At 59.8% G+C, this 24,921-nt stretch carries 30 protein-coding genes, 1 tRNA gene and 1 riboswitch; of the genes, 17 read left to right on the forward strand and 14 right to left on the reverse strand.

Annotated features, from left to right (window positions below; translation table 11 throughout):
- Positions 1 to 83: 83 nt before the first annotated feature.
- The 3 genes from pdxH to ACSQ8V_RS15110 all read left to right on the forward strand — a co-directional run bounded on the left by pdxH (position 84) and on the right by ACSQ8V_RS15110 (position 3,322).
- Positions 84 to 740: a pyridoxamine 5'-phosphate oxidase gene (pdxH, locus tag ACSQ8V_RS15100; RefSeq protein ID WP_213767234.1), complete on the forward strand. Its 657-nt coding sequence runs from the start codon at positions 84 to 86 to the stop codon at positions 738 to 740.
- A 210-nt stretch (positions 741 to 950) separates the two neighbouring features.
- On the forward strand, positions 951 to 2,165 hold the full coding sequence (locus ACSQ8V_RS15105) for an SAM-dependent methyltransferase (RefSeq protein WP_213767233.1): 1,215 nt from the start codon (positions 951 to 953) through the stop codon (positions 2,163 to 2,165).
- Positions 2,093 to 3,322, forward strand: a complete 1,230-nt coding sequence (locus tag ACSQ8V_RS15110) for a DUF72 domain-containing protein (protein ID WP_436206216.1) — start codon at positions 2,093 to 2,095, stop codon at positions 3,320 to 3,322. Before ACSQ8V_RS15105 ends, ACSQ8V_RS15110 begins: the two co-directional genes overlap by 73 nt.
- Positions 3,323 to 3,375: 53 nt before the next feature.
- Here the strand turns inward: ACSQ8V_RS15110 and msrA are convergent, their stop codons facing one another.
- Entirely contained in the window at positions 3,376 to 3,936 is a 561-nt protein-coding gene (gene msrA / locus ACSQ8V_RS15115; protein WP_436206217.1) for a peptide-methionine (S)-S-oxide reductase MsrA, read from the reverse strand.
- A gap of 255 nt (positions 3,937 to 4,191) precedes the next feature.
- Here msrA and ACSQ8V_RS15120 point away from each other — a divergent pair, with 255 nt between their 5' ends.
- Positions 4,192 to 4,701 (forward strand): flavin reductase family protein, encoded by a 510-nt coding sequence (locus ACSQ8V_RS15120; RefSeq protein WP_436182654.1) that lies wholly within the window; start codon positions 4,192 to 4,194, stop codon positions 4,699 to 4,701.
- Between the two features lie 31 nt (positions 4,702 to 4,732).
- Here ACSQ8V_RS15120 and ACSQ8V_RS15125 read toward each other — a convergent pair whose 3' ends face one another.
- Both ACSQ8V_RS15125 and ACSQ8V_RS15130 read right to left on the reverse strand, forming a co-directional pair.
- On the reverse strand, positions 4,733 to 5,230 hold the full coding sequence (locus ACSQ8V_RS15125; RefSeq protein WP_213767230.1) for an Lrp/AsnC family transcriptional regulator: 498 nt from the start codon (positions 5,228 to 5,230) through the stop codon (positions 4,733 to 4,735).
- Positions 5,231 to 5,371: 141 nt separating this feature from the next.
- A complete protein-coding gene (locus ACSQ8V_RS15130; RefSeq protein ID WP_436206218.1) occupies positions 5,372 to 6,196 on the reverse strand; it encodes an IclR family transcriptional regulator in 825 nt (274 codons plus the stop codon).
- Between the two features lie 99 nt (positions 6,197 to 6,295).
- Between ACSQ8V_RS15130 and ACSQ8V_RS15135 the strand changes: the two genes are divergently transcribed.
- The gene (locus ACSQ8V_RS15135) at positions 6,296 to 7,486 is read left to right on the forward strand and encodes an acyl-CoA dehydrogenase (protein ID WP_213767228.1); all 1,191 of its coding nucleotides are present in this window, start codon (positions 6,296 to 6,298) and stop codon (positions 7,484 to 7,486) included.
- A 96-nt stretch (positions 7,487 to 7,582) separates the two neighbouring features.
- Here ACSQ8V_RS15135 and ACSQ8V_RS15140 read toward each other — a convergent pair whose 3' ends face one another.
- Positions 7,583 to 8,221 carry a peroxiredoxin gene (locus tag ACSQ8V_RS15140; RefSeq protein ID WP_213767227.1) on the reverse strand — a complete coding sequence of 213 codons (639 nt, stop codon included), beginning with the start codon at positions 8,219 to 8,221 and terminating at the stop codon, positions 7,583 to 7,585.
- Positions 8,222 to 8,677: 456 nt separating this feature from the next.
- Here ACSQ8V_RS15140 and ACSQ8V_RS15145 point away from each other — a divergent pair, with 456 nt between their 5' ends.
- The 3 genes from ACSQ8V_RS15145 to ACSQ8V_RS15155 all read left to right on the forward strand — a co-directional run bounded on the left by ACSQ8V_RS15145 (position 8,678) and on the right by ACSQ8V_RS15155 (position 10,184).
- Positions 8,678 to 8,980 (forward strand): DUF883 family protein, encoded by a 303-nt coding sequence (locus ACSQ8V_RS15145; protein WP_047845181.1) that lies wholly within the window; start codon positions 8,678 to 8,680, stop codon positions 8,978 to 8,980.
- 232 nt (positions 8,981 to 9,212) lie between these two features.
- Entirely contained in the window at positions 9,213 to 9,593 is a 381-nt protein-coding gene (locus tag ACSQ8V_RS15150; protein WP_213767226.1) for a phage holin family protein, read from the forward strand.
- An 87-nt stretch (positions 9,594 to 9,680) separates the two neighbouring features.
- Positions 9,681 to 10,184, forward strand: a complete 504-nt coding sequence (locus ACSQ8V_RS15155) for a DUF3318 domain-containing protein (RefSeq protein WP_436206665.1) — start codon at positions 9,681 to 9,683, stop codon at positions 10,182 to 10,184.
- Between the two features lie 40 nt (positions 10,185 to 10,224).
- Here the strand turns inward: ACSQ8V_RS15155 and ACSQ8V_RS15160 are convergent, their stop codons facing one another.
- The 7 genes from ACSQ8V_RS15160 to glyA form a co-directional block, all read right to left on the reverse strand.
- Complete coding sequence (locus ACSQ8V_RS15160) at positions 10,225 to 10,653, reverse strand: type IV pilin protein (protein ID WP_436206219.1); 429 nt, start codon at positions 10,651 to 10,653, stop codon at positions 10,225 to 10,227.
- Positions 10,650 to 11,189 (reverse strand): pilus assembly PilX family protein, encoded by a 540-nt coding sequence (locus ACSQ8V_RS15165; RefSeq protein WP_436206220.1) that lies wholly within the window; start codon positions 11,187 to 11,189, stop codon positions 10,650 to 10,652. The genes ACSQ8V_RS15160 and ACSQ8V_RS15165 overlap by 4 nt, the downstream gene beginning before the upstream one ends.
- Positions 11,186 to 11,995: a PilW family protein gene (locus ACSQ8V_RS15170; RefSeq protein WP_436206221.1), complete on the reverse strand. Its 810-nt coding sequence runs from the start codon at positions 11,993 to 11,995 to the stop codon at positions 11,186 to 11,188. Before ACSQ8V_RS15170 ends, ACSQ8V_RS15165 begins: the two co-directional genes overlap by 4 nt.
- Positions 11,992 to 12,396: a type IV pilus modification PilV family protein gene (locus tag ACSQ8V_RS15175; protein WP_436206222.1), complete on the reverse strand. Its 405-nt coding sequence runs from the start codon at positions 12,394 to 12,396 to the stop codon at positions 11,992 to 11,994. Before ACSQ8V_RS15175 ends, ACSQ8V_RS15170 begins: the two co-directional genes overlap by 4 nt.
- Positions 12,393 to 12,944 (reverse strand): GspH/FimT family pseudopilin, encoded by a 552-nt coding sequence (locus ACSQ8V_RS15180; RefSeq protein WP_436206223.1) that lies wholly within the window; start codon positions 12,942 to 12,944, stop codon positions 12,393 to 12,395. The genes ACSQ8V_RS15175 and ACSQ8V_RS15180 overlap by 4 nt, the downstream gene beginning before the upstream one ends.
- A 156-nt stretch (positions 12,945 to 13,100) precedes the next feature.
- Positions 13,101 to 13,583, reverse strand: a complete 483-nt coding sequence (gene nrdR / locus ACSQ8V_RS15185; protein ID WP_047845188.1) for a transcriptional regulator NrdR — start codon at positions 13,581 to 13,583, stop codon at positions 13,101 to 13,103.
- 3 nt (positions 13,584 to 13,586) lie between these two features.
- Positions 13,587 to 14,834 carry a serine hydroxymethyltransferase gene (gene glyA, locus ACSQ8V_RS15190; protein WP_436206224.1) on the reverse strand — a complete coding sequence of 416 codons (1,248 nt, stop codon included), beginning with the start codon at positions 14,832 to 14,834 and terminating at the stop codon, positions 13,587 to 13,589.
- Positions 14,835 to 14,995: 161 nt separating this feature from the next.
- Positions 14,996 to 15,095, reverse strand: a riboswitch (ZMP/ZTP riboswitch).
- Positions 15,096 to 15,415: 320 nt separating this feature from the next.
- On the opposite strand from glyA, the gene ydfG reads away from it, so the two are divergent.
- The 9 genes from ydfG to ACSQ8V_RS15235 all read left to right on the forward strand — a co-directional run bounded on the left by ydfG (position 15,416) and on the right by ACSQ8V_RS15235 (position 22,183).
- A complete protein-coding gene (ydfG, locus tag ACSQ8V_RS15195; protein ID WP_436206225.1) occupies positions 15,416 to 16,162 on the forward strand; it encodes a bifunctional NADP-dependent 3-hydroxy acid dehydrogenase/3-hydroxypropionate dehydrogenase YdfG in 747 nt (248 codons plus the stop codon).
- A gap of 110 nt (positions 16,163 to 16,272) precedes the next feature.
- The gene (gene ybgC, locus ACSQ8V_RS15200) at positions 16,273 to 16,788 is read left to right on the forward strand and encodes a tol-pal system-associated acyl-CoA thioesterase (protein WP_436206226.1); all 516 of its coding nucleotides are present in this window, start codon (positions 16,273 to 16,275) and stop codon (positions 16,786 to 16,788) included.
- Between the two features lie 193 nt (positions 16,789 to 16,981).
- Positions 16,982 to 17,659: a protein TolQ gene (gene tolQ / locus ACSQ8V_RS15205; RefSeq protein WP_213767217.1), complete on the forward strand. Its 678-nt coding sequence runs from the start codon at positions 16,982 to 16,984 to the stop codon at positions 17,657 to 17,659.
- A gap of 10 nt (positions 17,660 to 17,669) precedes the next feature.
- A complete protein-coding gene (tolR, locus tag ACSQ8V_RS15210) occupies positions 17,670 to 18,116 on the forward strand; it encodes a protein TolR (RefSeq protein ID WP_213767216.1) in 447 nt (148 codons plus the stop codon).
- Positions 18,116 to 19,210, forward strand: coding sequence for a cell envelope integrity protein TolA (gene tolA, locus ACSQ8V_RS15215; protein WP_436206666.1), 1,095 nt, complete (start codon positions 18,116 to 18,118; stop codon positions 19,208 to 19,210). Before tolR ends, tolA begins: the two co-directional genes overlap by 1 nt.
- Positions 19,211 to 19,326: 116 nt before the next feature.
- Positions 19,327 to 20,619, forward strand: coding sequence for a Tol-Pal system beta propeller repeat protein TolB (tolB, locus tag ACSQ8V_RS15220; protein ID WP_158936052.1), 1,293 nt, complete (start codon positions 19,327 to 19,329; stop codon positions 20,617 to 20,619).
- A 44-nt stretch (positions 20,620 to 20,663) separates the two neighbouring features.
- A complete protein-coding gene (gene pal, locus ACSQ8V_RS15225) occupies positions 20,664 to 21,170 on the forward strand; it encodes a peptidoglycan-associated lipoprotein Pal (RefSeq protein WP_031361343.1) in 507 nt (168 codons plus the stop codon).
- 27 nt (positions 21,171 to 21,197) lie between these two features.
- A complete protein-coding gene (ybgF, locus tag ACSQ8V_RS15230) occupies positions 21,198 to 21,947 on the forward strand; it encodes a tol-pal system protein YbgF (protein ID WP_213767215.1) in 750 nt (249 codons plus the stop codon).
- A 160-nt stretch (positions 21,948 to 22,107) separates the two neighbouring features.
- Positions 22,108 to 22,183, forward strand: a tRNA-Lys gene (locus ACSQ8V_RS15235).
- A 424-nt stretch (positions 22,184 to 22,607) separates the two neighbouring features.
- On the opposite strand, the gene ACSQ8V_RS15240 is transcribed toward ACSQ8V_RS15235, so the two are convergent.
- The 3 genes from ACSQ8V_RS15240 to moeB form a co-directional block, all read right to left on the reverse strand.
- Positions 22,608 to 23,168 (reverse strand): nucleotidyl transferase AbiEii/AbiGii toxin family protein, encoded by a 561-nt coding sequence (locus ACSQ8V_RS15240; protein WP_436206227.1) that lies wholly within the window; start codon positions 23,166 to 23,168, stop codon positions 22,608 to 22,610.
- Positions 23,165 to 23,644: a helix-turn-helix transcriptional regulator gene (locus ACSQ8V_RS15245; RefSeq protein WP_436206228.1), complete on the reverse strand. Its 480-nt coding sequence runs from the start codon at positions 23,642 to 23,644 to the stop codon at positions 23,165 to 23,167. The genes ACSQ8V_RS15240 and ACSQ8V_RS15245 overlap by 4 nt, the downstream gene beginning before the upstream one ends.
- Positions 23,645 to 23,777: 133 nt before the next feature.
- Positions 23,778 to 24,905: a molybdopterin-synthase adenylyltransferase MoeB gene (gene moeB, locus ACSQ8V_RS15250; protein WP_436206229.1), complete on the reverse strand. Its 1,128-nt coding sequence runs from the start codon at positions 24,903 to 24,905 to the stop codon at positions 23,778 to 23,780.
- Between the last annotated feature and the right edge of the window lie 16 nt (positions 24,906 to 24,921).

Raw genomic sequence — 24,921 nt, forward strand, 5'->3', positions numbered from 1 at the left:
GAAGATCAAAGGGACATTGGCGGTAAAGCGCAGAATTTGAATACCTTGGCTATACTAATGCGATTGAAGCGTTTGCATAAAAAATGACGACCCTCGCTGATCTTAGAAAGAATTATTCCATCGGATCGCTGGAAACATCCGACGTGGATCCCAACCCGATTCGACAATTCGAAACGTGGTTTGCGCAGGCGCTCGACGCACAATTACCCGAACCCAATACCATGACGCTCGCGACTGTCGACGAGCGCGGCCGCCCTTCGGCACGCATCGTGCTAATCAAGGGCGTCGATGACCGTGGCTTCGTGTTCTTCACGAACTACCTCAGCCGCAAGGGTCATGAACTCGCGAGTAATCCCGCCGCGAGCCTGCTGTTTTACTGGATCGAACTCGAGCGCCAGGTGCGTATCGAGGGCTCCGTCGTCAAGACAAGTCCGGAAGATAGCGATGCGTATTTCGCATCGCGCCCGCTTGGATCGCGAATAGGCGCGTGGGCGTCGGAGCAGAGTGAAGTGATCGAAAGCCGCGCGGTGCTTGAAGCCCGCGAGCGCGAATTGATTGCGAAATACGGTGACAACCCGCCGCGTCCGCCACATTGGGGCGGCTACCGGCTCGTTCCCGACACCATCGAATTCTGGCAGGGCCGTCCGTCACGGTTGCATGACCGTGTCGTCTATAAACGTGCTGCACACACGCCTGGTGGTAACGGCCAGCAATGGCAAATCGTCCGCCTGTCGCCTTAGCCTTAGCCTTAGCAAGACTTCGACCTTCGCCGGGTTCCTCGTGGACCCGCATTGACTGGACCCACGTTAAAACGCGTCTCGTTGCGGCGTGTCCGGGCGGTGAAGGGCAAGGGAGAAAAGCAAGCGATAAGGCATCGCGAACAATGTGGAAAACGTGCAGTGCAATCGACCCGGTTTGGCTTCATTTTCATCTGAGCGCGGAGAACGAGCATGTTTTGGGAGAAAAAGCTGACGCAGTGGGTGCAGGACATTCGGGACCGGGCGAACCTGCCCGCCCGGCTGGTACTGTGGGATGGACAGCAACATGACTTCGGAAGTTTCGCGGCGCCGCAAGTCACGCTGCATGTGAAGAGCGCGACCGCCCTTCCGTATCTGCTCGAACCGAGTCTGGACAACCTCGGTGAAGCCTATGTGAAGGGCAAGATCGACATCGAAGGCAAGCTATCGGACATCATCAATATTGGCTACGGGCTGGCCAAGAACACGGTCACGAGCGCGAGCAAGCTGGCGCGCGTGCGGCGCTACTTCAATCATACGAAGGCGTCGGACAAGAAAGCCATTCAGTACCACTACGATGTGTCGAACGAGTTCTATGCGCTATGGCTCGACAAGAACATGGTCTACTCGTGCGCGTATTTCGAGAACGGCGATGAAGACCTCGCGACCGCGCAGATCAAGAAGATCGACCACATTCTCACGAAGATCCAGTTGCAACCGGGCCAGCGTCTGCTCGACATCGGCTGCGGCTGGGGTGCGCTCGTCTTGCGCGCCGCCCAGAAGTTCGGGGCGAAATGCGTGGGCGTCACGCTCTCGCAGAACCAGTTCGATCTCGCCACGAAGCGCGTGAAAGACGCCGGGCTGGAAGGCCAGATCGAAATCCGCCTGCAGGATTATCGCGACGTGCAAGGCCAGTTCGACCGGATCACGAGCGTCGGCATGTTCGAGCACGTCGGCCGCAAGAACCTGCCCGCTTACTTCGCCAAGGTGCGCGAACTGCTGGTAGACGACGGCATTGCCATGAACCACGGCATTACGTCGACCGACTTCGACAGCGGCGAGACGGCGCTTGGCGGCGGCGAGTTCATCGACCGGTATGTGTTCCCGGACGGCGAGTTGCCGCACATCGGCTTTGCGCTCGAAGCGCTGCAGGAAGGCGGTCTGGAAGCCGTCGACGTAGAAAGCCTGCGCCGCCACTACGCGCGCACGCTCGACATCTGGGCGGAAAATTTCGAGGCAAACGCGGAGAAGGCAAAGACGCTTGTCGACGATGAAAAATTCCGCATCTGGCGCGTGTATCTTGCGGGTTGTGCATACGCGTTTGAAAACGACGATGTGTCGATTTATCAGATCGTATGTCGCAAGGCCGGGCGCAGCGCGAAAACGCTGCCGTGGTCGCGCCGGTATATCTACGACAAACCGCTCTGAGTTCAACGCCTGATCCTGCCGCGTCCCACGAACCCGCGTCCGGTGATGAACCGGATGCGGGTTCAGAGCCGCACGCGAAATCCACGCCCCAAGTCGATCTGTTCGGGGCGCTGGAAGAACCGCAAACGGCGGATGGCAAACCTGCTCCCGCAACTCCGTTGGACACAAAAACAAAAACAAAATCACGCGGCGGCGTCTTGCCCGCGCTCGCCGCGCCCGAGCATCACGCGCTCGCTCAACGCCTTCCCGGCACCGTTCACATCGGCACCTCGACGTGGTCGTTTCCCGGCTGGCGTGACATTGTCTATGGCGACGAATATTCGTCCGCGAAGCTTTCCCGCGATGGCCTTAACGCGCTCGGCGCGCATCCGTTGCTGCGCTGCGTATCGATAGACCGTTCGTTCTACGGTCCGTTATCGGTGGCGGACTATGCGCGCTACGCGAACCAGGTGCCGGCCCATTTCCGCTTCATTGTGAAAGCGCCGGCTTCCGTCACCGATGCCACGGTCCGCGGCGACAAAGGCGCCCCCGCCGACGATAACCCCGCCTTCCTGAACGCGCGCATCGCCATCGATGAATTCGTGCAGCCGTGTATCGCCGGCCTGGGTGAAAAAGCCGGCGCGCTCGTGTTCCAGATTCCGCCGTTGCCGGATGCGCTGATCGTCGATCCAACCGCGTTCCTTGAGCGCTTGTCGGCGTTTCTCAACGCGTTGCCGCCATTGCCCGGCGAAAGTTGCTACGCGGTGGAATTGCGTGACGCCATCATGCTGACGCCGCGGTTTATCCGTGTGCTGCGTGACGCGAAGGTGCGTTATTGCGTCGGCATTCATGCGCGCATGCCCGATCCCCGGCGCCAGGCGAAGGCGCTCGCGCTATTGGACGAAGGCGGACTTGGGCCGTTGATCGTGCGCTGGAGTCTGCACGGCGGCTTTAAGTACGAGCAGGCGAAAGCGAAGTACGAACCGTTCGATAAACTCGTCGATGAAGATCCGGACACGCACGAAGCACTCGCCGAACTCGCGCTGCGCTACGCGCTCGCAGGGCAGCCGGTGGTGATCGCGGTGAACAACAAGGCGGAGGGTTCGGCGCCGCTGACGTGTTTCAAGATCGCGCTGAACATGGCGGCAGCCTTGCCGCCGAATAAGCTGCCGGAATAAAAAACGGGCTTCGATTTCGCGAAGCCCGTCCCGATCAATTACCCTTCAAACACTCAGCGTTTCAGCCGATGCGCGAACTTCTGCCTGAACTTCGCCACCTTCGGCGCGACCACGAACGCGCAATATCCTTGATTTGGATGCTGCTCGAAGTAGTTCTGGTGATAGTCCTCGGCCGGAAAATAATTGCCGTTCAGCGGCGTGACTTCAGTGACGATCTTGCCGTCGAAAATCCCCTCTTTCTGCAACTCGTCGATCACTTCCAGCGCGATCTTCCGTTGTTCGTCGGAGTGCGTGAAGATGGACGACCGGTACTGCGTCCCAACGTCATTGCCTTGCCGGTTAAGCTGCGTCGGATCGTGAGTCGCAAAGAAAATCTCCAGCACGTTGCGATACCCGATCACCGCCGGATCGAATTCCACCTTGATGACTTCGGCGTGACCGGTCGTGCCATCGCAGACCTGCTCGTACGTTGGGTCCTTCGCCTTGCCGCCGGCATAACCCGATTCCACCGACAGCACACCTTCAACGCCTAAAAAAACCGCTTCGGTACACCAAAAGCACCCGCCGCCAATGGTGGCGATTTCGCGCTTTGCCTGCTCGTCATGTTGCGTCATGCTGGCTCCTGGTTCGTGTTCCGCGAGCACTACCAAATGCGTGCGGAAGCTTGAGAATCAACCCTGCCAGCTTACTGGTTTTCGGGTGTCCGCGTTGCCTGTACGGCCTTTAGCATCGTGGCGAACAGGCTGATTCCGATAGAATCGTAACAATCGCCAATCCTCCGATGACTTCGAAAACTTCATCCGGCTTATTGTTTAGGTATTGTTCGCCGCCTGGATTTCGCCGATACCGTCGAACCTGAACCCATCCCGATGAAACGCGCCAATCCACCGAATTTCGACGCTACCGCTTTCCGCGATGCGCTCAGCCAGTTTGCGACCGGCGTCACCGTCATCACCACGCGCGCCGAGTCCGGCCAGTTGATCGGCATTACGGCCAGTTCGTTCAACTCTGTTTCACTCGATCCGCCGCTCGTGTTGTGGAGCCTCGCGACCAAATCCGCATCGATGCCCGTATTTCAGGCCAATAGTCACTACGTAGTCAACGTGCTCGCCGCGACGCAAGTCGATCTTTGCAAACGCTTTGCGACGGTCAAGGGCGACCGTTTTGCCGGCGTGTCACACGCCGCCGGCGACACCGGCATGCCGGTCCTCGACGGCGCGCTTGCGTGGTTCGAATGCCACAACCGCAGCCGTTATCAGGAAGGCGATCACGTGATCTTCGTGGGTCAGGTGGAGCGATGCGGCGTGCACGAGAATGCAGCGGAGATAGCCCCGCTGGTATTTCAGGCGGGGCAGTTTCATACGCTTGGAGGGCTGTGACCGGGCTTGTCCAGCTTGTCACGAGCTTGGGTTAAGTCACGGTGCCGGTTCTATCGATCAAGGCGACCGGCACGCCCGCTTCGTCCTTCATGGTCTGAAGCACGATGTTCGAGCGGATATCGATCACACCCGGTGCCTTGTAAAGCTTGCTCAGGATGAAGTCCGAGTAGTGCTTGAGATTGTGTGCAAGCACGCGCAGCACGTAATGGGTGTCGCCGGTCACGACAAACGCGCCCACCACTTCCGGCCATTCCCGCACGGCGGCCGCGAATTTCTCGTGCCAATTTTCTTGGTCGTTGCGCATGGAAACATGGACGAACGCCTCCAGCTCCACGCCGAGCCGTTCCCGGTCCAGACACGCGCGATAGCTCGCTATTACCCCTTCTTCCTCAAGCAGCCGCATACGGCGCAGACACGCTGACGGCGAAAGCGAAATCCGCTCGGCCAGATCAAGGTTGCTGATGCGACCATCTTCTTGCAGCACCGACAAAATACGGCAATCCGTTGCGTCCAGTGAGAACCCAGTCATTTTTTAGTCTCCCTGCGGCTGTTTCATCGAATTATGTTCTAAGAGCCGTATTTTTGGGATGTTATTTCTAAATCACGTTTTGACCTATTTCGACCTTATTTGGCTATCGACGGGCGCTATTCGGGCTTGATCGGCATGACTTCACGCCAGTCGCGCGGCCAGCGTCCGTAGCTTGGGCGCAACAATAGTGCGGAAATACGCCTCGTCCATCGACGATGCCGGCCCGCTGCTGCTCAGAACCAGCCATCGCCCGTTGCGGATATCGCGTAAAGGTGCGGCGATCGCATTGACGTCGGCGTGCCAGTCGCGAAACGAATAACAACAGCCATCGCGCGCGTAATCGTCGATAGCCTCCCGCGCCGCCTTCACCAGCCGCTCGCCGTCTTCGCCATTGTTCACCGCCGCCGCGCCGAGTTCTTCGAGCAAAGTCTCCCGCTGATCCGGCTCCTGCACCGCCAGATAGGCACGGCCCATCGAGCTGGTCAGCATGGACAGCCGTGAGCCGGGAGCCAGGCCAAGCGTCAGCGCGGTCTCGCTGCGAATGGTTTCCAGATAGATCATGTCGAGCCCGTCACGGCATCCCAACGACACCGCCGCGCCAATTTCCCGCGCGAGCACCCGCATGTGCGGGCGCGCGAGTTCGAGCGCGTCGGCCCCTGCCAGCAACGCAAACCCCAGCGACAGCACGCCCGTGTCGAGCGCGTATTTGCCGGCCGTTTCGTCGAAACGCAGGTAACCGAGCGTGGTCAGCGTGTATGCAAGGCGGTTGACGGTGGCTTTGGGCAGGCCGGTTCTATCGACGAAATCACGATTGCCCAGCAAGGTCTCGCCTGGACGAAACGCCCGCAGCATGTCCAGGCCGCGGGCAAGCGCGACGACAAACTTGCGTTCATCGATTCCTTCTGACGAATCAGAGGACTCTGACGGCTTCGACGACTCGGAATTCCGGATGGAAGTTATTGGCATCGGATGCTAGACTCGGTTCTAATTTGCAAAACATTGTTCCGCTTAGCGGAACATCAGTCAAGTCCGAAAATCAGGAATCGAGGAAACAGGAGAAGCGACATGGCCGATGACGCCCGTTTTAGTTGGGAAGATCCGTTGCTGCTCGACCAGCAACTCAGCGACGAAGAACGCATGATCCGCGACGCTGCGTACGCTTACGCGCAGGACAAGCTGCAGCCGCGCGTGCTCGACGCGTTCCGTAACGAACACACGGACGTGGCGATCTTCCGTGAGATGGGCGAACTCGGCCTGCTCGGCCCGACCATTCCGGAGCAGTACGGCGGTCCCGGTCTCAACTACGTCAGCTATGGCCTGATCGCTCGCGAAGTGGAACGCGTGGATTCGGGTTATCGGTCGATGATGTCGGTGCAATCGTCGCTCGTCATGGTGCCGATCAACGCATTCGGCACCGAAGCGCAGAAGCAAAAGTACCTGCCGAAGCTGGCGACCGGCGAATGGATCGGCTGTTTCGGGCTCACCGAGCCGAACGCCGGCTCCGATCCCGCCAGCATGACGACGCGCGCCAAAAAGGTGGACGGCGGCTTTTCGATCTCCGGCCAGAAGATGTGGATTTCGAATTCACCTATCGCCGATGTGTTTGTCGTGTGGGCGAAGCTGGAAGAAGATGGCCGCGATCTGATCCGCGGTTTCATCCTGGAAAAGGGCTGGAAAGGGCTGACTGCGCCCGCCATTCACGGCAAGGTCGGTTTGCGGGCATCGATTACCGGCGAGATCGTGATGGACGAAGTCTTCGTGCCGGAAGAAAACCTGATGCCGAACGTGAGCGGGCTCAAAGGCCCGTTCACCTGCCTGAATTCGGCGCGCTACGGGATTGCGTGGGGTGCGCTCGGTGCGGCCGAAGCGTGCTGGCACATGGCACGGCAATACACGCTGGATCGCAAGCAGTTCGGCCGTCCGCTTGCCGCTAACCAGTTGATTCAAAAGAAACTCGCCGATATGCAGACGGAAATCACCCTCGGGCTGCAAGGCGTCCTGCGGCTGGGCCGCATGAAGGACGAAGGCACGGCGGCCGTGGAAATCACGTCGATCATGAAACGCAATTCGTGCGGCAAGGCGCTGGATATCGCGCGACTGGCGCGTGACATGCTCGGCGGCAACGGTATTTCAGACGAATTCGGCGTGGCGCGTCATTTGGTGAATCTGGAAGTGGTGAACACGTACGAAGGCACGCACGACATCCACGCGCTGATCCTCGGGCGCGCTCAGACCGGGATTCAGGCGTTTTTCTGAGTCAGGTACTTGCCGGGTTGTCCGGAAAACAAAAAACCAACGTGTTTGATGCGTTGGCTTTTTGTTTTTTACTTCACCGGTGATTCCGGCAAGCGCTTACTTGTCCGGCTGCGGCGTCAAGCGCAGATACGGGCGCACAGCCTTATAGCCCTTCGGGAACTTGCGCTTGATCTCCTCCGGGTCTTGCAGCGACGGAACGATGATCACGTCGTCGCCCTGCTTCCAGTTACCTGGCGTTGCGACCGAATGGCTATCGGTCAGTTGCAGGGAATCGATCACGCGCAGGACTTCATCGAAGTTTCGACCCGTGCTCGCCGGGTACGTGATGGTCAGGCGAACCTTCTTCTTCGGATCGATGACAAAAAGCGAGCGCACCGTCAACGTGGCATTCGCGTTCGGATGAATCATGTCGTACAACTCGGACACCTTCCGGTCGCCGTCGGCCAGGATCGGAAAACCGACATTCGCCGCCTGCGTCTCGTTGATGTCCTTGATCCACTCCTTATGCGACTCCACGGTATCGACCGACAACGCAATGGCCTTCACATTGCGTTTCTCGAACTCGCCCGCCAGCTTCGCGGTCAGGCCGAGTTCAGTCGTGCAGACGGGCGTGAAATCCGCCGGATGTGAAAACAGCACGCCCCAGCTGTCGCCTAGCCATTCGTGAAACTTGATACGGCCAACGCTGGAATCCTGTTCGAAATCGGGTGCCGTGTCGCCTAGACGCAAGCTCATGATGTGTCTCCTCGAAGTGATGCACCGCGTGATTCGTCACACAGTGCAGGTCTGGTGCGGGTTGGTAGCAGGTACTGGGTCTTGTCCGGGTTTCAGCCCGGGCTCCGGTTCGACTTCGTCCGGCCCAATAAAAATTAAAGCATAAGGGACTCGGCCTGCACAACGAACGAACATTCCGTCACATCGTCATGCATTTTTGTAATTTTTCGGCCTTGGCTGGAAGTTTCGCAGGCTGAAGCGCCATTCGTTCGATGCCCGATTACGATTGTGCACCCTGTGCGTTGAATGGCCGCCTTTACGCGCTGGCGCGATACCCTTTTTCTGAGGGCCCCACGTGGCGAGCTTTGTGACAGCAGGAACAAAAACTGCAAGCGTTGATCTGGGGGCCGGATGGACGCCAATTAGCGACCGCTTCTTTGGTACGATTGGCGTAGCCTCATCTGTGTGGAGCCATCAATGTCAGAAATCAATAAGGAGCGATTCATGTCGGATATCAAAACCGTTCTCGCAGACGCCGAAGACCTGTTGAAACAGGCCGCAAGCGCCACAGGCGAGCGTGCATCCGAGTTGCGCGAGACCGCTCTGACCCGCTTGAAGCAAGCGAAGGAGAAGGCTGCCGACGCACAAGTCGTGGTGATCGAAAAAGGCAAAAAAGCCGCTCGCGCAACCGACGACTTCGTTCACGAACGCCCGTGGGCATCAATCGGGATTGCTGCTGGTTTAGGCGTCGTCGTCGGTTTGTTGATCAATCGTCGCTAATCCTCACCCATCCCGGAGGCCGGGTTAGACCGTGGTCTTGCCGTAGGTTGTTATGCGGCTTGCCATTTGCTACGTATGCCGAGCTAACCTGGCCGGTGAAAACCGTGACCGCCTGGAACCGCCGGAGTTTTTCTGACCGGCGTCGTTCTGATTAATAGACCGGCCGGCGCGGCTCCGCGACCCGGCCGGACACCCTTCGCGCCAAAAATAACGCGCTCCTCGCGCTCAAGCCATGACGACAGAAAGGCAATCTCAGCACGATACGCAAGGGCCGTTGCGCCGTATTGTCAGTTCCGTGTTCGCCATTTTCGAAACGCGCCTGGAACTGATTGGCATCGAGTTCGCTGAGGAAAAGGAGCGGCTGATCGGCGTGCTCTTCCTCGGTCTTGCCGCCATGATGCTCACCATGATGGCGCTCATTACGCTCACGGTGCTGATCGCGATTGCGTTCTGGGATACTTACCGATGGCAATCGCTCGCGGCGATCACGGTTGCGTATGCGCTGTTTGCGGTATTTTGCGCGGTTCGCGCGCGCGCCGGGCTGATCAATGCCCCTAACGTCTTCGACAGCACGCTCGCCGAGTTCAAGAAGGACCGCGACACGTTCAACTGATGCACGCCAGGGGCTCACCTCATGGCGACGCCCGGGCAGTACGACAAAACAGTATTCATCGACGACTTTCCAAGAGCCCGCCACGCCATGAGTCACTTCGACGACACCTTCAAAGCTCAGAAGCGAGCGACCGCGCACAAGCTGAGCACGCCCCACATGCGCGCGTTGCGCAAGGAATTGCTGATCGCGCGGGCGGACGTCGAGCGCATGGAACTCGCGCAGGCCAGCGCCGATCTGCGTTACAAGGTCTCGCATTTCAGCGTCCTTAGTTTGCTGATGCCGGGGCGCCGCAAGCGCGGTCGGGCGTCGGGTGGTAACGGGTTCATGAGCCGGCTTGGCGGGCTGACTGGCCTGTTCGGTGGCGGCGGTGGCCTGGGCCTGCTGCTCAAGCAATATCCCGTTGTGAGTTCTCTTGCTTCGCTGGTGCTCACGAAACCCGTACGCTCCCGCCTGATCGCGAGCGCGAAACCAATACTCAAGTGGGGCGGTCTGGGCTTGCTGGGTTGGGAGGCGTATAGGGTGTGGCAGCAGATCAAGTCGAGTCCGGATGAACCGTTGACGCCCGACGTTACCGTCGATCCGGACGCGTAAGCGGATAGTTCCTGGCGTTTATTTCGTTCCTTCAATTCGCTCATTTTCCGCTCCAGCACGCCGCCACTTTGGGCGGCGTGAGTTTTTCCGTCGACCGGTTTGACCTGACGCCCGTCGCGTCCAGCGAATAGATGCCGCACGCGTCGTCGGCGTCGACTGGCTGCGCTTCAATCGAATACCCGCCGTTCTGCTCCGACTCGCCGAGCATACGCAATACGTACACCGCCGTGCCCAACGCGGGCGCTTGATCGAAGCCAGGCGGCAGCTTGGCAGCCGCGTCATCGCTCGAAACCGTTCGTGCGCTCTCCACGTATTGAGCCGCGCGATAAAGCGCCGTCACCGCGTCCAGCCGATGCCCTCTTGCCACCTGTTCCCGATAAACCGGCATGGCGAATGTCGCGATGATCGCCGCCACGCCGAGCGTGATCATCAGTTCGAGCAGCGTGAAGCCCTTGTCTATCGTGGTCATGGCGAACCCTGTTGAAACGGCCTTGCGACAATGCGTCGCCAGTGCAGCACGACGCCGCTTTCACCCACCTCGATCTCCTGCTGTAACCACGACTCGTTGTCCGCCATCCGGCCGAAACCGCGTGCGGTGATCAAAACCGCGCCGGCTTGATCGTTAGCCCGCGCCGGCCACGTTTCGATCAGGCATTGGGGCGGTCGTATCGCGTATGGCCACGATGCAAACGGCATCACAGCACTCGCCGATGCACCTTCGAACGAAGCCTTCAGCCGCCATTTATTCGGTTCAGCGGCAAGCGGACCGGTGAGGCTTTTCGGCTCGGGCAGAGCGTCAAGCGCGATGCGGGTGCAGCGGATCAACGCGCTGTCGGCACTGTGAAACGCCTGCACGCGCTCACCCAGATTGGTTGTTGTTCGCGCGCTGACGAGCGCCGCCTCAAGCCATGCGGCGGCGGTGACCAGTAGCATCGATGACATCAGCAGGACGACCGGCAACGCGATACCCCGCGAGCGTCTACCTAAGCGGATACGTTTTTTCATGACGACGCCGCTCCTGGATTGTCCGATGTGTTCGTTACATTGCGCAGCGCGATGCGGCGCCGGAAAACTTGCCGGATTCGACCATCCGTGGACACGACCGACGCACCATCACAATCGGCATAACGCGGGCGAGCCGTCGCGCTCGGAGTGTCTCCTCGCACGAGCACACACAGGTCCACGGCGACGACCAGCGGCCAGCGGTCCCGCGAGATCGCGGCGGCGTCAACGGCGAACGATGCATCTTTCAGCCAATAGCCGAACTTGATCCGTTCGATCCCCTCGACCAGCGGCTGCCCGGTACCGGGCTTGCCACTTCCTTCGCAATACAGCTCGGGCTCGACCGTGGACGAGCTCGCCTTCGCGTAATAGCGGTTGACGATCCACTCACCCGCCGATATCTGCCCAAGACAGTCTGTCGGCGAGCCGGACGACGACGGCCACGTGGAAATGGTATCGGCGGCGTAGCGGACAACTATGCCGTCGGAACGGCTCGCGAGTGTCTCGCATACGGGCGCAGCGTCGCTACCGGTCGGGCGGCCTGGAGAGCATCCGAACAGCGGCGGGCTCTTGTCTGCCTCGCCGGCGCCAGCCGGGACGAAACCCGCCATCTGCACTTGCTGGCCAATCAGGTCGAGGGCGGTGCTTGCTGCGTCGCGCAGGCGCGTTGTTTCCGTTGCATGGTCGTAGGCAAACCGCTGCCCCCGATACAGCGAAATAGTCGCGAGAACGATCAGCAAGCCGAGCGCCACCGAGATTGATAGCTCGAGCAGCGTATGGCCACACTGCCCATGTCTGGAAGCGCTCATCGTGCGAAGGCCACGGTCACGCAGGCGAGCGTTGCGCCTACGCCCGGCTCCGCACACATCGCTTCGCCGCCTCTCGATGCCTGCGCTCGCCATTTCACGACCGCGATGTGCAAACCGTCGCCACGGTCCAGCACGTCGACATCGCCATCGGGCAAAAGCGCCGCAGCTCGCGTGCGCCATTGCGTCACGACCGGATCGCGGTCGGAGTCACCGCGTATTCCCTCTGCAACGGAATCCGCAATCGATGTGGCCAGCTCGCGCGCCGTCAACGAGCGTTCGTTGCGAGCCAGCCACATTTGCGCGCCGATAATCCCGAGGGCCGTAATAGCCGTCAGTGACATCGCGATCAGGACTTCGATCAGTGAATCGCCCCGGGCCGGCCTGCGTAATGAACGGGTCATGCTGCCGCTCCGCACGCGCCTTGCGTCAACCGGGGCCGGCCGCCGGCCGCGAGCCGGATACAGCGGCGACCGCGTGCTCCAAGTGAAGCCAACGCGTTGTCGCGCGCACTGAAGTCGAAGCTGCGAAAGCCGCCGATCACCTGACCCGAGGGCGGCGTGAACGACAACTCACTCCCCGTGCCGCCAATAGCAATGCCGCTCGCCGCCGGCTGCATTCTCAACAGCACGCGCGCGCCGCCTCGATCGGCGAATAGCGCCCATCCGCATGACCAGTCCGTCAAGCCGCCGTCGCAGGCCTTGCTCGCCGCAAGACACGCATGTGCGGCATCGATCCGGCACAAGGTCACGCGTGCGCCGCGCCGGATTGCTTCCGAGCGCGCCAGCGTGAGGGTGGACATCATCATGCGCGCCCGTGCATCGATCTGATCGCGCTTATGCCAGACAACAACGGACGGCGTAGCGAACGTGGCAACGACAGCGATCACTGCAAGCACGACCGCGAGCTCGACCAGCGTGAAGCCTGACAAACATCGGAAATTCATCTGCATCCCTTATCGGTTGAGCTGGGCCAACGCTCAATCTAAAGAGAATTTTCGATGTCCGCCATTAGCCGATCGGTCGAGTATCGGACGTGCGAAAGCTTCGACATACTATCGAAACGATCACCGGGTTCAAGCGAGAAAGGAAAGAAAATGCAGAAACGCTCAGCGTTTGCGGGGACTGGATTTGCGCGGCGCGGCGCGCCGGAATTCCTCGAGCACGTCTTCGAATTCGGACACGTCTTCAAAGCGTTTGTAGACCGATGCAAAACGCACGTAGGCAATGGTGTCCAACTGGCGCAGCTCGTTCATCACGAGTTCGCCCAGACGGTCGCTCCGAACTTCGCGTTCGCCGCTGCCAAGCAACTGGTATTCGATCCGTGCAACGGCGGCGTCAATGGCGTCTGCCGCAACCGGACGCTTGCGCAGCGCCAGTTGCATGCTCGCTACAATCTTCGCGCGATCGAACTCGGTGCGGCTGCCATCCTTCTTGACGACCGACGGCAATGCAAGTTCCACGCGCTCATAGGTGGTGAAACGCTTGTCACAGGCGGGGCAACGCCGCCGCCGGCGAATCGCCGCCCCATCTTCCGACACGCGCGAATCCGCCACTTGCGTGTCCTCGTGCCGGCAGAAGGGGCAGCGCATGGCTTAGCCGTAGACCGGGAATTGCTTGGTCAACACGGCGACCTTCGCGCGTACACGCTCGAGGTTGGCTTCGTCTTCCGGCGCATCGAGCACGTCGGCAATCAGGTTACCCACCTGCTCGGCTTCAGCCACGCCGAAACCGCGCGTGGTCATGGCCGGCGAGCCGAGACGCACGCCGCTGGTGACGAACGGCTTTTCCGGATCGTTCGGAATCGCGTTCTTGTTCACCGTGATATGAGCCTTGCCGAGTGCGGCTTCCGCTGCCTTGCCGGTGATGTGCTTGGCGCGCAGGTCGACCAGCATCACGTGGCTCTCAGTACGGCCCGAGACAATCCGCAAGCCGCGCTTTACCAGCGTTTCAGCCAGCACGCGTGCGTTGTCCGCGACCTGTTGCTGATAAACCTTGAATTCCGGCGACAACGCTTCCTTGAACGCAACAGCCTTACCGGCAATCACGTGCATGAGCGGACCACCCTGAATGCCCGGGAAAATGGCCGAGTTGATTTGCTTTTCGAACTCGGCTTTCATCAGGATCACGCCGCCGCGCGGGCCGCGCAAACTCTTGTGGGTCGTGGTCGTGACGAAGTCCGCGAACGGCACCGGGTTCGGATAAACACCGGCCGCGATCAGGCCGGCGTAATGCGCCATGTCGACCATGAAATACGCGCCGACGCTCTTGGCGATCTTCGACAACCGCTCGAAATCGATCTTCAGTGCGAACGCCGACGCACCCGCCACGATCAGCTTCGGCTTGTGCGCTTTAGCAAGCTCTTCGGTCTTGTCGTAGTCAATATCTTCGGCTTCGTTCAGGCCGTAGCTGACCACGTTGAACCACTTGCCCGACATGTTCACCGGCGAGCCGTGCGTGAGGTGGCCGCCTTCGGCCAGGCTCATGCCCATGATGGTGTCGCCGGGTTTAAGCATGGCGAAGAACACGCCCTGATTGGCTTGCGAGCCGGAATTCGGCTGCACGTTGGCGGCTTCAGCGCCAAACAGCTGCTTCACGCGGTCGATCGCCAGTTGCTCGACAATATCGACGTACTCGCAGCCGCCGTAATAGCGCTTGCCCGGGTAGCCTTCCGCGTATTTATTCGTGAGTTGCGAGCCTTGAGCGGCCATGACAGCCGGGCTCGTGTAGTTTTCCGACGCGATCAGCTCGATGTGATCTTCCTGCCGGCGGTTTTCCTGCTCGATCGCCGCAAACAATTCCGGATCGACTTGGGCGATGGTACTTTGGGCTTTATCAAACATACGTTTTCCGTTGAATGGGTGCCAGTTGACCGGATCGCGCGTGCACATGTGCACTGCGCCACAAGAGCGCGAAGCACGATAGGTCCCAAGCGAGGCGGAAGAGAGAAGCTCCGTTTACGCGAGACGGACAGCCACCGGCAACGCAACGAGCGCGTGCGGATCTCAGCTGCCCAGGCGAACGGCAAAACGACACCCTGCGCTTCCCGGTGGGTTAATCCACCTTGGATCCGAAGATCCTTGTCGCCAGTTACGCAGGGCTGGAGCGCCCTAGTTTAATGGGCCGCCTGAGAATAGGCAACTGCCGGAAAACGGCTTAAACAGGTGCTTTCAAGGCCAAAAAGTACCGCTGGCCTGTGCGTGCAAGCATCGACCGGGAGCTAAAATTGCCGGGCGGGAGCAGAATTTGCGCTACTTGGCGGGTCTTGTCCGGTCGAATTGAATTATTCGCTGACATAAAACTGACAACTTGCCGCGTCGCAGCAATGGAAGTACGCTGTCCGGCTTTGCCGCAAGCGCCCGGGCGCCGCCCCGCGAACCCCTTTCTGCAACCTGACAAGCAACATTACAACCGGAACCCGCACATGATCGTATTTGTCACTGGCGCTTCCGCCGGCTTCGGCGCAGCCATTGCCCGCACGTTTGTAAAAGGCGGCCATCGCGTGATTGCAACCGCACGCCGTAAAGACCGCCTGCTGGCGCTGTCGCAAGAACTCGGCGACGCGCTGCTGCCCGTCGAACTCGACGTTCGCGACGAATCAGCGATCAAAGCGGCTATCGCGGCGCTCCCGGACGCTTTTTCGCAGATCGACGTGCTCGTCAACAATGCCGGCCTGGCGCTCGGCCTGGAACCGGCACAGCGCGCGAACCTCGACGACTGGAACAACATGATCGATACCAACTGCAAGGGGCTCGTCACGGTCACGCACGCGTTATTGCCTGGCATGGTCGAACGCAATCGCGGGCACGTATTCAATCTGAGTTCGGTCGCAGCCACATATCCCTACGCGGGCGGCAACGTTTATGGCGCGACCAAGGCGTTCGTACGCCAGTTCAGCCTGAACCTGCGCGCGGATCTGATCGGCACGGCGTTGCGCGTAACCGACATAGAACCGGGCCTGTGCGGCGGTACCGAATTCTCGAACGTTCGCTTCAAAGGTGACGACTCGAAGGCCTCGAATGTCTATAAGGACATGCAGCCGCTGACCCCCGAGGACATTGCCGACTCCATCTACTGGATCGCTACGCGCCCGGCGCACGTGAATATCAACACCATCGAGTTGATGCCGGTCGCGCAGTCGTTTTCGCCGTTGACCGTGTATCGCGGCTGATCCAGGCCAGTGATTACGCCAGGCATCCAGCCGATAGTTGCCGGAAAGCAGCGGCCGGCAGCACGATTCGACGGACGGTTTGCGGCTTCCGGTAAAATGCGCGGATGAACATGTCTACCAGCGAGCCTCAGCAGGCGAACGGCCTCTTGACCTTCGATTGGCCGCTCCGGGTCTATTACGAAGACACCGACGCCGGCGGCATCGTCTTCTACGCGAACTACCTGAAGTTTTTCGAGCGGGCGCGCACTGAATGGCTGCGCGCGTGCGGCATCGACCAGCGTGTACTGGCCGAGTCGGACGGCGTATTGTTCGTCGTCAAGCGCACGGCGCTGGAATACTCGGCGCCCGCGCGGCTTGATGACCTCATTCATGTAGTGAGCCGGATCGAGCGTATTGGCCGGGCGTCGGTGGATTTCCACCAGGAAGCGTGGCGGGACGGCGTCTTGCTGGCTTCCGGCGACATCAAGGTAGCGTCGGTCAGTCTCGGCGCCATCCGTCCGGTCGGGATCCCCGCAGCGGTTCTCGACGGATTACGCCGCGGATCGCAAAAAACTGTGTCAAGCAACGCGTCAACCATGGCGATGCCAGCACCGTTTAAATCATCTTGTTCAGAAAAACCCATGTAGACAAAGATCCTTTGACTCCATCAGGATCTGAACCGAACTGAATCGAGCCGGCGTGCCATCGGGCATGCAGGCACAGAAGTACCGAGCATGTGCTGGCAGGGCCTTTCCACGCTTTCAGTTGCTTGTCGAAAGCCTGACAATTCCCGGCCAGTTGTACCTCGGACGCCCCTTTGGGACGTAACAGCGGACTTTTATGAACACTACACAAGACCTGTCGATCATTTCTCTCGTCATCCATGCCAGCCTGTTGGCGCAGGCCGTCATGGCGCTGTTGCTGATACTGTCGTTGCTGTCGTGGACTTACATCATTCGCAAGTGGTTTGCCATTCGGCGCGCACGGATTCAGACCGAACGCTTCGAACGCGATTTCTGGTCGGGCGGCGACCTGCAGGCGCTTTATCAAAGCGCGGCCAACAACCGCCATACCATCGGTGCGCTGGAGCGGATCTTCGAATCGGGCATGCGTGAGTTCCTGAAGGGCAAGGAACGCCGCATGAATGATCCGGCGGCCACTCTCGACGGCTCCCGCCGCGCGATGCGCGCCGCGTTCCAACGTGAAATGGATGTGCTCGAAGTGAACCTCGCGTTTCTCGCGTCGGTGGGTTCGGTCAGTCCGTATATTGGTTTGTTCGGTACGGTCTGGGGGATCATGAATTCGTTCCGCGGCTTGGCTAACGTACAGCAGGCAACGCTTGCGAACGTGGCGCCGGGTATTGCCGAGGCGCTTGTGGCGACGGCAATCGGCCTGTTCGCCGCGATTCCGGCGGTGGTGGCGTACAACCGCTACGCACACGATATCGACCGCCTCGCCATCCGCTTCGAAACGTTTATCGAAGAGTTCTCGAACATCTTGCAGCGTCAGGCTCACTAAGGAGTTCAGAATGGCCGGAGGTCCAATGCGTTCCAGCATGCGTGGCAGTTCACGGCGCGCCATGTCCGACATTAACGTCGTGCCGTACATCGACGTGATGCTCGTGCTGCTCGTCATTTTCATGGTGACCGCCCCGCTCGTCTCGCCTTCCATCATCAACCTGCCAACGGTCGGCAATGCGGCGCCGCAGGAGCAAACGCCCCCGGTCGTGGTCAATATCAAGGCCGACGGCAGCATGACTGTGCGCTACAAGGACGACGGCGGCGCCTCGCAACAGCAGAGCATGACGGAGAGCGATCTCAAGACCTTCGTGCTGAATCGGCAGGAGTCGCATCCCGACCAGCCCGTCGTGATTGCCGCCGACAAGACCGTTAAATATGAAGTCGTCATGAACGTGATGTCCGATATGAAGGCGCGGGGCGTCAAACGAGTAGGATTGTTAGTCAAATCGCAATGATGAATCAGCAGCCCAGCGGGCACCCTGGCGCGCGGACCAGCGCGCGCCCCATCCGTCCGCCGCGTGAACGCGGGACATGGAAGGCGTTCGCGCTGGCCGCGCTGATGCACGTGTTGCTTGGCATCCTCCTGTATCACGGCGTCAACTGGCAGAACAACACCCCGGCGGGCGCCGAGGCAGAGTTGTGGACCGATATCCCGGATCTGTCGGCGCCTACGCCCCGCCCTGTTCCGCCGCCCGCGCCGCCAATCAAGGTGCAGCCGGCGCCGCCGCCGGCCAAGGACGAGGATGCTGACATCGCGTTGCAGGAAAAGAAGCGAAAGCAGCAGGAAGCGGTGGCGCGTGCCGCTCAACTCGCTGAACAGCAGCGTGCGCAACAACTGGCCGATCAGGAAGCCGAGGCCAAGCGCCAGCAGCAGCTCGCGGCACAACAAGCCGCGCAACAAGCTGCTTTAGCGGCGCAAAAAGCGGCTCAGGACAAGCAGAAACAGGCCGATAAGCAAAAGCAGCTTGCTCAGCAAAAGCTCGAGCAGCAGAAAACGCAACAGGCTAAAGAAAAGGAAGCTGACGCAGCGAAAGCCGCGGAACAGCAGAAGGAAGACGAAACGAAGGCGCAAGAACAGGCAGACGCCAAGGCCAAGGCTCAGGCGGATGCCAAGGCGAAAGCCAAGGCCCAGGCCGACGCACAGGCGAAGGCCAAGCTTGATAAGGAACGTAGCGCCCGGCTCGCAGCTTTGCAGGGTCAGGCTGGTGGCGGCACGAGCTCCAGCGGCGAAGGACTGGCCAAGAGCGGCACCGGCAGCGGCGCGGGTGGAACGGCAACTTCGTCGGGATACGCGGAGAAGGTCCAACGGCGCGTGCGTCCGAACATTGTGTGGGCGGGGGAAACGGCGGGGCTTGAGACCGTGGTCTCGGTACACGTTTCGCCGGCGACGGGCACGCTGTTGTCGGCGTCGATCCAACGTTCGAGCGGCAACGAACAGTGGGATCAGGCTGCGCTCCGTGCTGTTCAGCGCTCGGATCCGATGCCTTTGGACACGAACGGCCAGGCGCCCAGCACGTTTACGATCACATTGCGTCCGGCGGGCGGTTGAACGGACATGGTAAAACGACGGTGCACAATAAGCCCTGATGGGAACGAATTGTGCATTCGGTGGTCTGTTGTGCAGCCGCCGGTAGTTTAAAAATCGCTTTTTCTGGAATCAGATACATGAGTTTGATGACGAAGCTTGGCCTGAAAACGCTTGTTGCATCCTGCCTGATCGCCGCGGGTACCGCCGCACACGCGCAGTTGAATGTGCTCGTGACAGGCGTGGGTTCTACCCAATTTCCCATTGCCACCGCCACGTTTGCCAACGAAGCGAATTCGCCGCAGCAGATTAGCGCGATCGTCCGTCAGGATCTCGCGCGCAGCGGCAAGTTTACGAATATCGATGCGGGCGCCACGCCAGTGTCGGAAACGGATTCCGTCGATCTTGGCAGCTGGAAAGCGAAAGGCGCGGACGCGTTTGTCTCCGGCAGCGTGAATCGCCTGCCGAACGGCCAGTACGAAGTGCGCTTCCGTCTCTACGACACAGTCAAGCAGCAAAGCCTGGGCGGCCTGTCGCTCGTCAGCCCGGAAAGCGGTCTGCGGATGAGCGCGCACAAGGTCGCGGACTATATCTACGCAAAATTGCTGGGCGATCGTGGCGTTTTCGCGACGCGCCTCTCGTACGTGATCAAGACCGGCGGCCGCTATCAGTTGCAGATTTCGGACTCCGATGGTCAGGACGCGCGCATTGCGCTGTCCAGCCCCGAGCCGATCATCTCGCCGGCGTGGTCGCCTGACGGCACCAAGGTCGCGTACGTCTCGTTCGAAAAGAAAAAACCTGTTGTTTATATCCACGACCTGCCGACAGGCAAGCGTGTGATCGTATCGAATCAGAAAGGCAATAACAGTGCACCGGCGTGGTCGCCGGACGGCCGCAAGCTTGCAGTCGCCCTGTCGACTACCGGCAACACGCAGATTTTCCAGGTGAACGCGGACGGTAGCGGTTTGCGTCGCCTGACACTCGGCAGCTCGATTGACACCGAGCCGGCTTACTCTCCCGATGGCAATACGATTTATTTCACGAGCGACCGCGGCGGCCAGCCTCAGATCTACAAGATGTCGGCGAATGGCGAAAGCGCCGGCCAGGCACAGCGCGTCACATTCACGGGTAACTACAATACAAGCCCGCGAGTGAGCCCGGACGGCAAGCAGATTGCGTACATTTCGCGTGTTGGCGGCGGCTTCAAGTTGTATTTGCTGGACCTCGCGTCCGGCACGGCGACTGGCCTGACCGACACCACGAATGACGAATCGCCCAGTTTTGCGGCGAATGGTCAGTACATCCTCTACGCCACCCAGGTGAGCGGGCGTGGCGTGTTGGCGGCTGTGTCGACCGATGGTCGTACGCGGCAAGTCTTGTCGCTTCAGGGGGGCAGCGTACGCGAGCCGTCCTGGGGTCCGTTCATGCAATAAACCTCACGCAATAACTTAAGCAGCAACACACAAGGAGAGTAACCATGATGTCTAAAATTCGTATCGGCTTTGCAGTGGCGATGGTCGGTGCATTGGCCGCATGTCATTCAGGCGTGAAGCTTGATGAAGGTGCAAACAAAGGCGCGATCGGCACGCAACCCGACGCGAACGCAGTTCAACAGGTCAATGTCGATCCGCTGAACGATCCGAACAGCCCGCTGGCCAAGCGCAGCATTTACTTCGACTTCGACAGCTACGCTGTTCGTGACGACTATCAGCCGCTGCTGCAACAACACGCGCAGTATCTGAAGAGCCATCCGGACCGTCACGTGCTGATCCAGGGCAACACCGACGAACGCGGCACGAGCGAGTACAACCTGGCGCTGGGCCAGAAGCGTGCTGAAGCTGTGCGTCGCGCGATGTCGCTGCTGGGCGTGGCCGATTCGCAGATGGAAGCCGTGAGCCTGGGTAAGGAAAAGCCGCAGGCAACCGGGCATGACGAGTCGTCGTGGGCGCAGAATCGCCGCGCTGACCTCGCTTATCAACAGTAACGTAACCAGTCACGGGTGAGTCGCCGTATGTTGTATCGCTTCCCCTCGCTGCGCGCGGTCGCAGTTGCTTGTTTGTTAGGTTCGGCCGTGGTCGGCGGGTCAGCGCACGCGGCGTTGTTCGACGACAATGAAGCGCGTAAAGCCGTGCTCGATTTGCGCACGAAAACGGACAGTCTGGCTAGCCAGCTGTCCGCCGCTCAGCGCACGATCCTCGATCAATCGAATCGTCTCGACCAGTTGAATCAGCAGGTCGCTACGCTTCGAGGCCAGAACGAGGACCTGGCCAACCAATTGACGACGCTGCAAAAGCAGCAAAAGGACTACTACGCCGACCTCGATGGCCGGCTGAAGAAGTTCGAACCGCAGCAGCAGACGGTGGATGGCGTGCAAGGGACGGTGCAGCCCGGCGAGACTGAGTCGTTCAACGCGGCATCGACACAGTTCCGTAATGGCGACTTCAAGAACGCTGCTGCGTCGTTCAAGACGTTTGTCGCCAAGTATCCGGACAGTCCGTACCAGCCCACCGCGCAATATTGGCTGGGCAATGCGCTGTATGCTCTGCGTGATTACAAGGGATCCACCGCGACTTGGCAAAATCTGGTGACGAAATATCCAACGCATCCGCGAGCGCCCGACGCGCTGCTTGCAATCGCGAACAACCAGATCGAACAAGGTCAGAAAGCCGCTGCGAAAAAGACGCTGGATCAGGTCATCTCGCAGTACGGCGGAACGGAAGCCGCGCAGTCGGCTGAAACCAAGATGTCGCAGGTGAAGTAAGCGAAGCTGGTCTTCGCGCCTCTCGTTGAAAGAGCCCGTAGCGTAGTTGCTGCGGGCTTTTTCTTTGGTTTTTCTTCGTTCCGCCTTCGTTCCACGATGCGGAGCATTTTTACGCTCCGTTGACAACTTGTAGTCCATGTGACTATAATTTCGGCTCTTTGGGTCGTTAGCTCAGCTGGTAGAGCAGCGGACTTTTAATCCGTTGGTCACAGGTTCGAATCCCGTACGGCCTACCAAAGACATGAAGGGCTCAGCGCAAGCTGAGCCCTTTTCTCGTTGGAGAAGCTAAACGAAGGTTCGGGATTTCGTCCGGGCTACAGCTACTTGGATTCGCTTCCGCCGTCCGACTCTTTTGGGTGTAACTCCACACGCACGGCGCACTCGTTGCATCAGGTTTCGTCGCCAGCAAACCGTTTGCTGTTGTAGCGCAATGAGCAAGTCAGGTGGCGCCGTCAGTGCTATCAGTGACGATCGCCGGCCCTTTTTTACGGCTCTCAGCGCAAGAAAACGATCAATCAAGGTCGGCGCAATCGCGGTTTGTGCAGCGGCTCCCTCTCGGGAATCTCTCGCAAAAATTCAGTCGCGAGAGTAACGGCGTGATCGAAGGTGGGCGTGTAGTCCAAAGTCTGAATGTCCGAGAACCCCTGACGGATGAACACGTCACGCGGAGTTTAACTGTTCAAGAAAAGTATCTCGGTAGCGGATCAGGAATTCGCCAGCCACCAGCAATGCAGCAGGGTCACGCTCAATCACAAGGCTGAGATCGAAGAGATCACGCGCGGTCGCACGATCACCTCGATGCCACATTTTCTTCGCCACGATTTCAGCCGCCGTCTCCACTTTTACCGGGCGATCGAGCAGGGTCCATTGATCGTATCCGGGGTCGGTCAGATTCGGAGAAACAACGAAGTCAATCTCGCCTTCAGGCAGAAGCAGCTTCACGAATTGCGCGTGCTCCTCATACTCTGTCGTGATATCCGAGGCGACATCGCTGATGCGTGGATTAACGAAACCCAGATACTGCGGATCGGGGACAAAAATATCGATGTCCTTGCTGAGCCGATGGCCGTATCGAAGCATAAGTACAGTGCCGCCACCGAACGTCCAGAAGGGATCGGATCGTCCATGTTCAGCGATTTCATCGATAAGCGTAAGCGCGTGGCCAAGCAGACTCTGCCACGGCCCGTCCGGTAGCGAATGAGGCGAATGAGCTGTCGTCATTCCCACACCCGCCTGTAAAGATGCAGGTCTTTCGACCACGTCGCGAGGTTTTTCCAGATCTTCTTGGGCGCGACGCCCGATGATCGGGCCGCTTCCTCAACGGCTTTGACAACAACGGGCACAGGCACTTCATCAAGAATGACGGAGACCTGCGGCTCGTAGCCAGCGGGTATCTTTCCCGTCGCGAGCGCGCGAGCGAGCTGGGCTTCCGTCAACTTTCCCTTGTAGCTCACGTTGGCGCTCACGGATGCCTTGAACAGCCCCCTCTGCTCGGGCCTCGGATTGGCCGTCAGTTCGATCCCGAGTACGCTGAGAAGCGGAATAAGTTTGTTGATCCCCAGGTCCTTCACCTTGCCGGTCTCAAGCTGGTTGACCGTGAACCGGGAGAGCCCGCTAAGCTTCGCAAGTTGCGCCTGCGTCAGGTCGAGTTCCGCCCGCCGTTTCGCGACTGACTGACCAATCTCGTAGAGTTGCATGATTACCCCTGCGGCGGAACGGAAAAACGTGACACCTCGTATGTAAAGTATATCCTACATATTTATGGAAATATTTCCGGCGCCGCGACCGGTTGATCTACCCGTCCCATGGCCTACCAGCCGGCGAACGACTTCACCCCACCCCGCAAGCCGCCGGCAAATCCACGTAATCACCGGCCTTCACGCCATCGCCGCAACGCGGACACCCGGGGTCTCGCAGCAACCGCAATCGATTAAATCGCATTCCCAGCGCATCGAACTGAAGCAAGGTACCGGACAGCGGCTCACCAATACCCAAAATCAGCTTGATCGCCTCGGTCGCCTGCAACAACCCGATCACCCCCGGCAGCACGCCGAGCACACCCGCTTCGGCGCAGTTAGGCGCAAATTCAGGTGGCGGCGGTTCCGGAAACAGGCATCGATAACAACTCCCGCCCTCTCGCGCCGGCCAGAACACGCTGACCTGACCATCGAAACCTTGCACCGCGCCGTAGATCATCGGCAGGCCAAGGCGTACGCAGGCATCGTTGGCCAGATAGCGCGTTGAAAAGTTGTCGGAGCCGTCAATCACCACATCGTGACCGCTCAGCAACGCCTCGACATTCCCCGCCAGCAGCCGCGTGCGCTGCGGTTCGACGACCACATGAGGATTGAGCGCCGCCAAGGTCCTGCAACCGGATTCGACCTTGGGCGTACCGATGTCGGCATCGCGATGCAGCACCTGGCGCTGCAGATTGCTGCGATCGACGAGATCATCATCAATCAGCGTGATATGGCCGATCCCGGCTGCGGCCAGGTACAGCGCCACAGGCGAACCCAGCCCACCCGCGCCGATCAGCGCCACCCGCGCGGCGGCAAGCTTGCGTTGACCGTCCAGTCCAACTTCGGAAAGCCGCAAGTGGCGCGAATATCGTTCGAGAAAATCGGCATCGGCGGTGGGTTCGGTCATCGGCAAGCCGACTGCTTTCCAGCGTGTAGTGCCGCCGGCAACCGAGAAAAGGTGCGTGTAACCCCGCAATTGAAGCAGCCGCGCGCACTGCATCGAGCGTCCGCCCACCGCGCAGATCAGCCCGATCTCCGCCGTGAGGTCCGGCAACCAGTCGCCTGGCTCCGCTTCCAGGCGCGACTTGCTGACACCCATCGCACCCTCCGCCATGCCGGCCGCGCGCTCTCCATCTTCACGAACGTCCACCAGTAATGCGCCCGATTGCCGGCGTTCGTAAGCCTGCTCCGGGGACAATTCGATAATCGCCTCATTCATGATCGTGCTCCTTATG

Origin of the sequence: Caballeronia sp. LjRoot31 (assembly GCF_964253885.1) — a bacterium.
GTDB lineage: Bacteria > Pseudomonadota > Gammaproteobacteria > Burkholderiales > Burkholderiaceae > Caballeronia.

Excerpts from the sequence above, each read along its gene's own strand:
- ybgF (WP_213767215.1), top strand. The coding sequence starts at position 21,198 with ATGTTGTATCGCTTCCCCTCGCTGCGCGCGGTCGCAGTTGCTTGTTTG.
- ACSQ8V_RS15110 (WP_436206216.1), top strand. The coding sequence starts at position 2,093 with ATGTCGCAAGGCCGGGCGCAGCGCGAAAACGCTGCCGTGGTCGCGCCG.
- ACSQ8V_RS15240 (WP_436206227.1), bottom strand. The coding sequence starts at position 23,168 with ATGACGACAGCTCATTCGCCTCATTCGCTACCGGACGGGCCGTGGCAG.
- nrdR (WP_047845188.1), bottom strand. The coding sequence starts at position 13,583 with ATGCGCTGCCCCTTCTGCCGGCACGAGGACACGCAAGTGGCGGATTCG.
- ydfG (WP_436206225.1), top strand. The coding sequence starts at position 15,416 with ATGATCGTATTTGTCACTGGCGCTTCCGCCGGCTTCGGCGCAGCCATT.
- ACSQ8V_RS15170 (WP_436206221.1), bottom strand. The coding sequence starts at position 11,995 with ATGAGCGCTTCCAGACATGGGCAGTGTGGCCATACGCTGCTCGAGCTA.
- moeB (WP_436206229.1), bottom strand. The coding sequence starts at position 24,905 with ATGAATGAGGCGATTATCGAATTGTCCCCGGAGCAGGCTTACGAACGC.
- ACSQ8V_RS15180 (WP_436206223.1), bottom strand. The coding sequence starts at position 12,944 with ATGCAGATGAATTTCCGATGTTTGTCAGGCTTCACGCTGGTCGAGCTC.
- ACSQ8V_RS15245 (WP_436206228.1), bottom strand. The coding sequence starts at position 23,644 with ATGCAACTCTACGAGATTGGTCAGTCAGTCGCGAAACGGCGGGCGGAA.
- ybgC (WP_436206226.1), top strand. The coding sequence starts at position 16,273 with ATGTCTACCAGCGAGCCTCAGCAGGCGAACGGCCTCTTGACCTTCGAT.
- ACSQ8V_RS15135 (WP_213767228.1), top strand. The coding sequence starts at position 6,296 with ATGGCCGATGACGCCCGTTTTAGTTGGGAAGATCCGTTGCTGCTCGAC.
- ACSQ8V_RS15140 (WP_213767227.1), bottom strand. The coding sequence starts at position 8,221 with ATGAGCTTGCGTCTAGGCGACACGGCACCCGATTTCGAACAGGATTCC.
- ACSQ8V_RS15155 (WP_436206665.1), top strand. The coding sequence starts at position 9,681 with ATGAGTCACTTCGACGACACCTTCAAAGCTCAGAAGCGAGCGACCGCG.
- glyA (WP_436206224.1), bottom strand. The coding sequence starts at position 14,834 with ATGTTTGATAAAGCCCAAAGTACCATCGCCCAAGTCGATCCGGAATTG.
- ACSQ8V_RS15165 (WP_436206220.1), bottom strand. The coding sequence starts at position 11,189 with ATGAAAAAACGTATCCGCTTAGGTAGACGCTCGCGGGGTATCGCGTTG.
- pal (WP_031361343.1), top strand. The coding sequence starts at position 20,664 with ATGATGTCTAAAATTCGTATCGGCTTTGCAGTGGCGATGGTCGGTGCA.
- ACSQ8V_RS15160 (WP_436206219.1), bottom strand. The coding sequence starts at position 10,653 with ATGACCACGATAGACAAGGGCTTCACGCTGCTCGAACTGATGATCACG.
- msrA (WP_436206217.1), bottom strand. The coding sequence starts at position 3,936 with ATGACGCAACATGACGAGCAGGCAAAGCGCGAAATCGCCACCATTGGC.
- ACSQ8V_RS15125 (WP_213767230.1), bottom strand. The coding sequence starts at position 5,230 with ATGACTGGGTTCTCACTGGACGCAACGGATTGCCGTATTTTGTCGGTG.
- tolB (WP_158936052.1), top strand. The coding sequence starts at position 19,327 with ATGAGTTTGATGACGAAGCTTGGCCTGAAAACGCTTGTTGCATCCTGC.
- ACSQ8V_RS15145 (WP_047845181.1), top strand. The coding sequence starts at position 8,678 with ATGTCAGAAATCAATAAGGAGCGATTCATGTCGGATATCAAAACCGTT.
- ACSQ8V_RS15130 (WP_436206218.1), bottom strand. The coding sequence starts at position 6,196 with ATGCCAATAACTTCCATCCGGAATTCCGAGTCGTCGAAGCCGTCAGAG.
- ACSQ8V_RS15150 (WP_213767226.1), top strand. The coding sequence starts at position 9,213 with ATGACGACAGAAAGGCAATCTCAGCACGATACGCAAGGGCCGTTGCGC.
- tolQ (WP_213767217.1), top strand. The coding sequence starts at position 16,982 with ATGAACACTACACAAGACCTGTCGATCATTTCTCTCGTCATCCATGCC.
- ACSQ8V_RS15120 (WP_436182654.1), top strand. The coding sequence starts at position 4,192 with ATGAAACGCGCCAATCCACCGAATTTCGACGCTACCGCTTTCCGCGAT.
- ACSQ8V_RS15175 (WP_436206222.1), bottom strand. The coding sequence starts at position 12,396 with ATGACCCGTTCATTACGCAGGCCGGCCCGGGGCGATTCACTGATCGAA.
- pdxH (WP_213767234.1), top strand. The coding sequence starts at position 84 with ATGACGACCCTCGCTGATCTTAGAAAGAATTATTCCATCGGATCGCTG.
- ACSQ8V_RS15105 (WP_213767233.1), top strand. The coding sequence starts at position 951 with ATGTTTTGGGAGAAAAAGCTGACGCAGTGGGTGCAGGACATTCGGGAC.
- tolA (WP_436206666.1), top strand. The coding sequence starts at position 18,116 with ATGAATCAGCAGCCCAGCGGGCACCCTGGCGCGCGGACCAGCGCGCGC.
- tolR (WP_213767216.1), top strand. The coding sequence starts at position 17,670 with ATGGCCGGAGGTCCAATGCGTTCCAGCATGCGTGGCAGTTCACGGCGC.